Consider the following 8117-nt stretch of genomic DNA (forward strand, 5'->3'; position numbering starts at 1 on the left):
CCGGTCGAGGAGGGACGGGCCCGGCGGCGGCCGCGTGGGCGTCCGGGCCGACCCCGACAGGTCCCGGCCCGGGGAGTCGCCGAACCGCCAGCGGGGCCCGTGGCCACGGAGGGGGCCCTCCGTGGCCGGAGGGGCCCCTCCCGCGTGTGCCGTACCGCTCAGTCGTTCCTGATCACCGGGATCATGCCGGTGACCGCCTCCGAACCGCTGGGAACCGGGTCGGGCAGCAGGGACCGCACCCGGCGCTGGATCTCGCGGGTGATCTTCTCCCGGGGCTCCCGGGCGTCCAGCACCAGGTAGCGCTCGGGATCGGCCCTGGCCAGCTCCAGGAAGCCCCTGCGGACCCGGTCGTGGAACTCCGCCGACTCGCCCTCGATCCGGTCGGCGGGGCCGCCCAGCCGGGACAGGCCGTCCTCGGGGCGCACGTCGAGCAGCACCGTCAGGTCCGGCCGCAGGCCCTGGGTGGCCCAGTCGCTGATACCGCGGATGTCGTCCGACGACAGGTCCCGGCCCGCACCCTGGTAGGCGAGCAGGGAGTCCACGTAGCGGTCGCTGATGACGACCGCGCCGCGCCGCAGCGCGGGCAGGATCTCCTGCTCGACGTGGTCGGCCTTGTCGGCGGCGTACAGCAGCACCTCGGCGCGCGGGGTGATGTGCGAGTTCTCCCGGTCCAGGAGCAGGCCGCGCAGGCGCATGCCGAGCTTGGTCGCGCCCGGCTGGCGGGTGCCGATCACCTCGAACCCCTGGTCGCGCAGCCACACCGTCAGCTCGCGCACCTGGGTGGACTTGCCCGCGCCCTCGCCGCCCTCGACGACGATGAACGCGCCGGAGGGCCTGGACTCCTCGTCCTCCTCCTCGCGGATCGCCACGCCGCGCAGCGCCGCGAACAGCTCGGGGAGCAGGCCGGGACCGGCCTCGGGGTCGTCCCGGCGGTTCATCTGGCGGTAGCAGACCAGCGCCAGGACGACGACGAGCAGGCCGGAGGCCATGAGGACGACGCCGCCGCCGCGCAGGTCGTAGGTGAGGGCGCCGAGCGGGACGGCGTGGTCGCCGACGAGCCCGGCGACCAGGGGGGCGAGCGCGGTCGCGACGAGCAGCACGATGCGGGCGGCGCCGTGCAGGAAGGCGAAGCCTCGGCCCCGGTACTCGTCCTCCACCTCCTGGCCGAGCATGGTCAGCCCGGTCACCCAGGCGATACCGGCGCCCACGCCGAGCAGGGCAGTGAGCACGGCGGTGAGCACCATGTCGGCGACGGCGCCGGCGAACAGCAGGGCCAGGCCGGCGAGGGCGATGCTCAGGCCGAACAGGCGCCTGCGGCTGAACTGCTTGAGGATCCGGGGACCGGCGAGCACGCCCAGGGCCATGCCCGCGAAGACCGCGGCGAAGACCACGCCGAAACCGGCGTTGCCCGCGCCCAGGCTCTCGACGTGGACGCGCCCGACGCCGATGACGGCTCCCCCCGCGGCGAGGGCGCCGAGCATACCCGGGACCAGGCCGCGCACGGGCGGCGTGCCGCCCGCGTGGCGCCGCCCCGTCCACACGGAGCGCAGGATGCCGCTGTCGCGGGTCTCGCTCTCGCTGTCCTTGGACGGCTGGTGCTTGGGGATCGGCAGCCCGGCGACGACGATCGCGGCGATGAGGAAGGTGAGGCCGTTGAGGTAGAGGGCCGCGTCCGCCTCGGGACTGGCCACCGAGGGCAGGAACGCGCCGAGCACGTTGCTGGCGGAGGCCAGGGCGGCGAACAGCAGCGCCGCGACGGGGGCGGTCCCGTAGGTGGTGAGCAGGCCGAGCCGGTTGGCCTGCTCCAGCAGCTTGCGGGGCACCAGGTTGGGGACCGTGGCGTCCTTGGCGGGCGCCCAGAACAGGGCGACGACCTCGGCCAGGAGGCTGGCGATGAGCAGCCACTCCAGGGCGAAGCCGGAGAGGAGGAGGCCCACCAACGGGATGGAGACGTACAGGAGGCCGCGCAGGACGTCGCCGACCACCATCGTCCACTTGCGGTCGAGGCGGTCGGCGACCGCCCCCGCCAGGGGACTCAGCAGGATCGACGGAGCGAGCTTGATCACCACGACGCCGCTGACGGCCAGGTACCGGACGAGCTGGGAGCCGTCGGCGGTGAAGATCGCGGCCAGGGACATCAGGGCCAGCAGGCTCAGCCAGTCGCCCAGGCTGGAGAGGGAGAGCGAGATCCACAGCCTTCGGAAGGGTGTGATCGCAAGGACGTCGCGCGCCTCGGACGGCGCTCCCAGGGGTGCAGATCTGCTCATAGCGCTCAAGATTATCGGTGAGGGGGAAAGGGAACGGCGGGACGAGTGCCCGCCTCAGATTCGGTGGATACCTCCGGGGCCCGCACACGTTTCCGTGCCCCCATCAGTCCCACCCAGAGTAGTACGGAAGAACATTTCCGAACAGGGGTGAGTGTGCGTCCACACGGGGTGAACACCGAAGATGGTACTCACCCGGGCGCCCCGTCGGGGTCCGCCCGGGTGAGCCTACGCGCGGAGGGGTCCGGGGGACGAATCCCGGACCGCCCCTACTCCTCGGAAGCGGTGCCGGACGCGCCGTCCTCGCCGGCCGGGGCCCTCTTCGCCGCCGTCTTCGTCGTGGTGCCCTTCTTCGCCGCCGTCCTCGTCGCGGTACCGGTCTTCTTGGCGGCGGTCTTCTTCGTGGTGGTGCTCTTCTTCGCCGTGGTCTTCTTGGCCGCGGGCTTCTTCTTGGCGGGGGCCTTGGCCCGGCGCTCGGCCAGCAGTTCGGCGGCCCGCTGGTCGGTGATCGACTCCACCTCGTCACCCTTGCGCAGGGAGGCGTTGACCTCCCCGTCGGTGACGTAGGGACCGAACCGGCCGTCCTTGACCACCATCTTGGCGCCCGAGGCCGGGTCCTCACCCAGTTCCCGCAGCGGCGGTGCGGCGGCACGGCGCCCGCGCTGCTTGGGCTGGGCGAACAGCTCCTTGGCCTGTTCCAGGGTGACCGTGAAGATCTGCTCCTCGGTCTCCAGGGAACGGCTGTCGGTGCCCTTCTTGAGGTAGGGCCCGAACCGGCCGTTCTGGGCCGTCACGTCCTCGCCGTCGAGCTGGCCGACCACGCGCGGCAGGGACAGCAGGCGCAGCGCGTCGTCCAGGGTGACGGTGTCCAGGCTCATCGACTTCAGCAGCGAGCTGGTGCGCGGCTTGACCTTCGCCTTCTTCGCCTTGCCCCTGGTCTCGCCCTCGGCCGCCTCCGGCTCCTCGATCACCTCGGTGACGTAGGGGCCGAACCTCCCGGTCTTGGCCACGATCGCGCGGCCGGTCTCCGGATCGGTGCCCAGCTCACGGTCGCCGCTGGGCTGGGCGAACAGCTCCTCGGCCTTCTCCAGGGTCAGCTCGTCCGGTGCCAGGTCCTCGGGCACGTTCACCCGCTCGCCGTTCCGGTCCAGGTAGGGGCCGTAGCGCCCCACCCGCAGCACGATGTCGGTGCCCGGCAGGGGCAGGGAGCTGACCTCCTTGGGGTCGATGTCGGAGAGGCGGTCGCCCACCAGCTCCTTGAGCCCCGCCTCCTGCCGGCCCTCGGTGTCCTCGCCCCCGAAGTAGAAGCGGCGCAGCCACGGCAGGCTCTCGGCCTCGCCCCGGGCGATGTCGTCGAGCACGTCCTCCAGGCGCGCGGTGAACTCGTAGTCCACCAGGTTGCCGAAGTGCCGCTCCAGCAGCTGCACCACGGCGAAGGCCAGGAAGGACGGCACCAGCGCCGTGCCCTTCTTGAACACGTAGCCGCGGTCCAGGATGGTGCCGATGATCGAGGCGTAGGTGGAGGGGCGGCCGATCTCCCGCTCCTCCAGCTCCTTGACCAGGGTGGCCTCGGTGTAGCGCGCGGGCGGGCGGGTGCTGTGCCCCTCGGGTTCCAGGTTCTCGGCCTTGAGCGGGTCGCCCTCGGACATCGCGGGAAGGCGGCGCTCGCGGTCGTCCAGGTCGGCGGCCGGGTCGTCGGAGCCCTCCACGTAGGCCTTGAGGAACCCGTGGAAGGTGATGACCTTGCCGGTCGCGGTGAACTCGGCGACCTCGCCCCCGGAGGAGGTGCCCTCGATGCGCACGGTGACGGACTCGCCGACCGCGTCCTTCATCTGGGAGGCGACGGTGCGCTTCCAGACCAGCTCGTAGAGGCGGAACTCGGGGCCGGTCAGTCCGGTCTGGGAGGGCGTGCGGAAGGTGTCGCCGGACGGGCGGATCGCCTCGTGCGCCTCCTGGGCGTTCTTGACCTTCTTGGCGTACACGCGCGGCTTGTCGGGCAGGTAGTCGCCGCCGTAGAGGCTGCGGACCTGGGAACGGGCGGCGTTGACCGCGCTGTCCGACAGCGTGGTGCTGTCGGTACGCATGTAGGTGATGTAGCCGTTCTCGTAGAGCCGCTGGGCGACCTGCATGGTCTGCTTGGCGGACAGGCCGAGCTTGCGGGAGGCCTCCTGCTGGAGGGTGGTGGTGCGGAACGGCGCGTAGGGCGAACGGCGGTAGGGCTTGCGCTCCACCGCGGTGACCGCGAACCCGGCACCGGCCAGGCGCTCGGCGAGGCCGCGCGCCGCGGCCTCGTCCAGCTGGCGGACGTCGCGGTCGGCGCGCAGTGTTCCCTGCGGGGTGAAGTCGCGGCCCACGGCGACGCGGGTGCCGTCCACGGAGACGAGCGTGGCGGGGAAGGCCGAGGGGCCGTCGGCCGCACCGGCCCCGGTGGCGTCGAAGAGCGCCTTGATGTCCCAGTACTCCGCGGAGGTGAACACCATGCGCTCGCGTTCGCGCTCGACCACCAGGCGGGTGGCCACGGACTGCACGCGGCCCGCCGAGAGCTTCGGCATGACCTTCTTCCACAGCACGGGCGAGACCTCGTAGCCGTAGAGGCGGTCCAGGATGCGCCGGGTCTCCTGGGCGTTGACCAGGCGGGTGTTGAGGTCGCGGGTGTTGTGGGCCGCGCGCTGGATGGCGTCCTTGGTGATCTCGTTGAACACCATGCGGCGGACGGGGATCCGGGGCTTGAGCTCCTCCAGCAGGTGCCAGGCGATCGCCTCGCCCTCGCGGTCCTCATCCGTGGCGAGGAGGAGTTCGTCGGCGTCCGCCATGAGCTCCTTGAGCTTCTTGACGTGTGCCTTCTTGTCGGTGTTGACGACGTAGAGCGGCTCGAAGTCGCCCTCGACGTCCACCCCGAGCCGCGCCCAGGCCTGTCCCTTGTACTTGGCGGGGATCTCGGCGGCCTTGTTGGGCATGTCACGGATGTGGCCGATGCTGGACTCCACGACGTAGCCGCGCCCCAGATAACCGGCGATGGTCTTCGCCTTGGCAGGCGACTCGACGATGACGAGGGCGTTCCCCGCCCCCTGCCGTCCGCTGTCCTTCGAGCCGTTCTTGCCGGCGCTGCCCTTCGTGGGTGGCACGCTCTTCCCCTACGTCTAGCCTTACGTGGTCTATTCGGCCGCGGTCCTTCGGTATCCCGTGGGAACCGACAGTAACCGAAACTCCGGGCACTCCCCCGTCGGTGCGCGGGCGGGAGCCCTCGTGAGGGCCCCGTCGCTCTGGGTGGGCACCCGGCCCACACCCACCGGCATCCGCAGAATAAGCGCTCGCCGAACCGGTACCGGTCCGTAGCGTACGTGAGCCGTCCCGGCAACGCGGGCCAGTTGACCGTCACCGCCTCTGACGAGCACCCATAACGGTTCCCCGGAGTGACTTCCGCCACACTTGAGGGTGGTCAAGTGCCTACTTCCTCCCAAATGCGGCGAGTCCTCCCGGATATTCCGGGAGGACTCGGCTCACGTTCCGGGCCTGGTGGCCGTCGTCTCCACGCTCCCGCAGTCCACCGCGTTCCTCACGGAACGGAAGCGCGAAGACGTTCCCACCACCCGGCTCACGTCCCGGACCAGGGGCCGTCATCTCCACGCTCCCGCAGTCCACCGCGTTCCTCACGGAACGGGAGTGCGGAGAGATGACCCGCTGGGCCCGGTTCACGTCCCGGACCGGTGGCCGTCGCCTCCACGCTCCCGCAGTCCACCGCGTTCCTCACGGAACGGGAGTGCGGAGAGACGACCCACCACGCCGGTCGACGTGTGCGGCACTCGGGGTGCCGCTCCCCGTCCTTTCGCTAGAGGCCCACCCCCGCCGCGCCGAGCAGGTCGTTGACCGGGTCGGTCGCGCTCATCCCGGTGGACTCGGGCAGCTGGTCGGCGTGCTCGGGGGCGTGCTCCTCCACGGCCTGCCGCGTGGTCTCGCTCAGGCCGTAGTCGAGGGGCACCACCTCCGAGACCGGAACCTCGGGCAGCTCGCTCACGACGGGCAGGGAGTCCAGGGCGCCGGACTGGTGCTCGCGCGGGGAGGACTGGTGCACGACCGCGGCGCCGTCGTCGGTGCTGCTGGCACCGGCCAGGCCAGCGACCGCCGCGACGGCGTTGCCGGAGACGTTGACCGGGACGTCGCCGTCGGCGACCAGCTGGTTGCCGCCGACCGCGGAGCCGTTGCCGGAGGTGGCGACGTGCTCCTCGTCCTCCGCGACCAGGGCCCCGGTGTCGGTCGAGGCCGCACCGGCCACGCCGCCGACCGCGCCGACCGCGTTGCCCGCGACGTTGACCGGGACGTCCAGGTCGACCACGGCCTGGTTGCCCCCGAGGAGGGAACCGTTGCCCGAGGTGGCGACGGACTGGTGCTCACGCGGAGCCGACTGGCGCATCACGCCCGTGTCCACACCGGAGGTGTCGGGCAGCGGCAGGATGGTCGCGTTCTCCACGGCCTCGTCGACCAGGTCCATGGCCGTGTACTCGGCGGGCGCGGAGTGGTGGTGGCGGTGCGCGTGGCCGTCGTGCACCAGCGCACCGGTGTCCGTGGCCGCCGCGCCCGCGACGCCGCCGACCGCGCCGATCGCGTTACCGGCGACGTTGACCGGGACGTCCAGGTCGACCACGGCCTGGTTGCCGCCCAGGAGGGAACCGTTGCCGCTGGTCGCGGCCTCGGCTCCGTGGCCGTGGTGGCCGTGGTGGTGCCCGTGGCCGTGGTGGTGCTCGACCACGGCGGCGCCGCTGTCGGTCGAGCTGGCGCCCGCGATGCCCGCCACGGCCGCGATCGCGTTGCCCGTGACGTTGACCGGGACCTCGCCGTCCACGACCAGCTGGTTGCCGCCGAGCACGGAGCCGTTTCCTGAGGTGGCGGGGCCGTGCTCGTGGCCGACGACGGCCGCGCCGTCGCCGGTGCTGCTGGCACCGGCCGTCCCCAGGACGGCGCCGACCGCGTTGCCGGAGACGTTCACGGGGACGTCGCCGTTGACGACGGCCTGGTTGCCCCCGAGGAGGGAGCCGTTGCCACTGGTCACGGCCCCGCTGTCCGCGAAGGCCACGCCGCTGCCCAGCGCGACGAAGCCCGCTGTCAACAGCACGGACTTCGCGGAGGTGCTGGCCCACTTACGCATGTGGGAAGTCCTTTCAAACATGTCGATGAGAAGGTGTGTGCTCGGGCCGCGGGCCGTTCCACGCCCCTGGGTGGGGTGCGGGCCCTCTCGGCCGAGGCCGGGGTTTCCTCCGGTCGACCGCGCACCTGGGCGGTGCGTGTCGGCCGGTACTGGGCGAGTGCGCCGCGGATCCGCCCCGCTGGTTGCGGTCGGACGCGCGCACCCCGTCGATCAGCCCCGCCCCGTGGGGCGGCGGCTGACGTGAACCCCGCGCACATGGCCTCGGCCGGTGCTACGGGACTCGCGTCAGCCCCCGGGCCGCGAACGGCCCGGGAGGCCGAATCAGGCCCGGACGCCGCGGCGCCTGCCGAACAGGAGCAGTCCGGCACCGGCGGCGATCGCGGCGGCGGCGCTGGCGAGCAGGCCGCTCAGGGCTCCGCGGTCGGTCCCGGTCTGGGCGAGCTCGGGCGGGGTCTCGCCACCGTTGCCGGGGTTGTCACCGCCGCCACCGGGGTTGTCACCGCCACCGCCGGGGTTGTCGCCACCACCGCCGGGGTTGCCGCCCCCGTCACCCGGGTTGTCGTAACCGGGGTTGTCGTCCCCGGGCTCGTCCGGGTTCTCCGGCTTCTCCGGCTCGTCGTAGCCGGGCTCGTCCGGGTTCTCGGGGTTCTCGGGCTCGTCGGGGTTCTCGGGCTTCTCCGGCTCGTCGGGACCGTCGTCCACGGAGGAGC

General features: G+C 72.2%; 4 protein-coding genes. All 4 read right to left on the bottom strand.

The genetic code is table 11. The annotated features are described in order from the left end of the window. Window positions 1–158: 158 nt before the first annotated feature. Window positions 159–2267, bottom strand: coding sequence for a dTMP kinase (tmk, locus tag D455_RS0103340; RefSeq protein ID WP_017569353.1), 2109 nt, complete (start codon window positions 2265–2267; stop codon window positions 159–161). A 266-nt stretch (window positions 2268–2533) separates the two neighbouring features. After that, window positions 2534–5389 carry a type I DNA topoisomerase gene (gene topA, locus D455_RS0103345; protein ID WP_017569354.1) on the bottom strand — a complete coding sequence of 952 codons (2856 nt, stop codon included), beginning with the start codon at window positions 5387–5389 and terminating at the stop codon, window positions 2534–2536. A 704-nt stretch (window positions 5390–6093) separates the two neighbouring features. Next, a complete protein-coding gene (locus D455_RS0103350; RefSeq protein WP_017569355.1) occupies window positions 6094–7407 on the bottom strand; it encodes a hypothetical protein in 1314 nt (437 codons plus the stop codon). A gap of 321 nt (window positions 7408–7728) precedes the next feature. Next, on the bottom strand, window positions 7729–8117 hold a 389-nt coding region (locus D455_RS0103355; protein ID WP_017569356.1), incomplete at its 5' end, for an LPXTG cell wall anchor domain-containing protein.

It is taken from the genome of Nocardiopsis halotolerans DSM 44410 (assembly GCF_000341065.1).
In the GTDB taxonomy this organism is placed as follows: Bacteria; Actinomycetota; Actinomycetes; order Streptosporangiales; family Streptosporangiaceae; genus Nocardiopsis; species Nocardiopsis halotolerans.